1 protein-coding gene is annotated in these 2613 nt (G+C 43.4%); it reads left to right on the forward strand.

Features of this window, described 5'->3' with window-relative positions; all coding sequences use genetic code 11:
• Positions 1-171: 171 nt before the first annotated feature.
• Positions 172-2529, forward strand: coding sequence for a KxYKxGKxW signal peptide domain-containing protein (locus FD32_RS07235; protein ID WP_047769948.1), 2358 nt, complete (start codon positions 172-174; stop codon positions 2527-2529).
• The last annotated feature ends 84 nt before the right edge of the window (positions 2530-2613 follow it).

Here is a 2613-nt window from a genome sequence, read left to right on the forward strand (position 1 = left end):
TCAGAATTTTTGTTAAATTCCGAATGGAGCTTCTGATTCAGAGGCTTTTTGTCACACCCCCTTTTTATTTTTAGTTGCAGGTTACTCCATCACTTTCTGTGAAACCGGATACGGTGGTATGTTATACTGACAATGTAAAATTAAATGGATTGAACTTTTTGGAGGATAACCATGGAAACGAAAAAGCATTACAAGATGTACAAGAGCGGAAAGCTGTGGGTTTCAGCAGCAGTTGCCACCTTTGCCTTAACCGCGGGAATGGCTTATGGCCCATCGGCAAATGCTGATACTGCGCAGCCTACGCAGCCAACCCCAGCTGCTAAGCAGACGACATCTGCTACCGATAAAGCGGCAACTAATAATCAGACCGATAACCAAACTAGTCAGGGACAGACTGACCAGCCGACAACAAATAATACTCAGAATACTCAACAGAGTAACAAGAGTAATCAACTGACGGGTAAACAAAGCGCCCAGCAAGATAATAAGGGAAATCAGCCGAGTGGCAACAAGAGTACCCCAAACAATGATAATAAGGGTAGCAAGGACACCCAACCAGGTGATAAGGGAAATCAGCCGAGTGGCAACAAGGGTACCCCAAACAATGATAATAAGGGTAGCAAGGACACCCAACCAGATGATAAGGGAAATCAGCCGAGTGGCAGCAAGGGTACCCCAAACAATGATAATAAAGGTAACCAGAACAACCAGCAAGACAATAATGGTAAAAAGCCAACTGACGACCAAGGTGACCAGAGTAACAAGAATGTTGATTTAAGTATTAAAGGTAATTTTGGTTCGCTAGATGTTACGAACATTACTAATAACCAGCTCCATGTGGTCGGTTGGAATGCCACGAATGATAGCAAAGGTAAACCGTATCACTATATTTTTGTCCTGGATAAAGATAATAATGGTCAAGAAGTAGGACGTTACCAAGTTGATACTGCCACTAGTGACCGTCAGGATGTTGTCAAGGTAGACAATGTGTGGAACGCGGCTAAGTCTGGCTTTGATGTTCCTATTACTTTGAATCTGAATAAGATTAAGGTTGGTGATAGGCTTCAAGTTATGTCCCGCTGGACTATTGATCCTGCTGGAAATGTCCCTGATGCAAACTCAGCTGTAAATTTTTACTTCCCTAATCTTTATACAATAGAGCCAAGTACTAATCAGGCATGGTTGGATAGTTTTGGGACATGGGGAAATAATCAACTGAAGGTTAGTGGCTGGAACGCTACTAGTCAGTCTCTTAATTTCCCATACCACTGGCTAATCTTATTTGACGCTACAACCCACAAGGAGATTAGCCGTCAAAAAGTTATTAACTTTGAACGGGCCGATGTTGCTAAGGTAAATCCAACTATTTTAAATGCCGATAAGTCTGGGTTTGAAGGCGTTTTCAGTCTCAAGGGTGTTAACCTGATTGATAGTTTACAAGTCGTTAGTCGTTACAGCAGCGATATGGTGAATGGCGAGGGACAACGTGTTGATTATTGGTTCCCCGCTCAAAAGTTAATTAAGGGAAGTACAACAATTGAGGGTTCCCTGGATACATTTGAGCTTAAGGACGGTCGTGTTCATGCTGCTGGCTGGAATGCCACCGACTGGTCGACAGTTACTCAAAATCACTTTCTAATTTTGTGGGATGATACCGCTAAAAAGCAGGTTGCTTCAAAGCTCGTCGTTAACATTGCACGTCCGGATGTAGCTAAAGCCTGCCCATCAATCAAGACCGCCGGCAACTCTGGCTTCGACACTTCCTTTGACCCGGTTGTCCTGGTAGCTGGTCATACCTACTCACTGATTAGTCGGTATTCAACCAGTAATGAAGGTAATGGGGGCACTGGTGCCAATGTTACTTGGTGGTTCGTTAACAGGCACCTGACGTTTAACCCTAACCGGGAAAACGTTGCAAACCTCGATGGCTTTGATATTAGTAATGGAAAACTCCAAGTTACTGGTTGGCACGCGACTGATATATCGGAATTAGAATCCAACCACTGGTTGATTCTCTTAGACAGCAATAATAAAGAAGTCGCCCGGGTTCAAGTTGCCAATGACGCGCGTCCGGACGTGGCTGCAGCGTTTAAGGGAATCAAGACCGCCGGTAATTCTGGCTTTACGGCCAGCTTTGATAATTTGAAGCTTAAACCGGGAACCTATACTTTAGTTAGCCGGTACGCAATTGATCCAAACAATTCAAGTCAATATACAGATTACTGGTTTAAAGATGCTATCAAGATTAATCCTAGCCAGCACGCCTCAAACATTGATAGTTTCACTGAAAACAAGGATGGTAGTTACCAGATTACTGGTTGGATGGCAAGCAATGCTACGATGACGATGAAGGACGTTCACCCATACTTGATCTTGGTAAACGAGAAGGGGCAAGAACTTGGCCTGACTGAAGTGAAGTTAGAGGCACGTCCTGACGTTGCTGAAGCCTTTCCAACAATTTACAACAGTGCAATCTCCGGCTTTAATGCTAATCTCAAGTTGAATAAGGGTATCAAGATTGATAACTGAAACTTGAAAGCCCTGAATTGCAATGAATTCATTGTGGTTCAGGGCTTTTGGACGAAAAAAATAAAAAACGCAAGAACTCTTACG

The organism is Limosilactobacillus panis DSM 6035, from assembly GCF_001435935.1.
In the GTDB taxonomy this organism is placed as follows: domain Bacteria; phylum Bacillota; class Bacilli; order Lactobacillales; family Lactobacillaceae; genus Limosilactobacillus; species Limosilactobacillus panis.

Excerpts from the sequence above, each read along its gene's own strand:
- FD32_RS07235 (WP_047769948.1), top strand. The coding sequence starts at position 172 with ATGGAAACGAAAAAGCATTACAAGATGTACAAGAGCGGAAAGCTGTGG.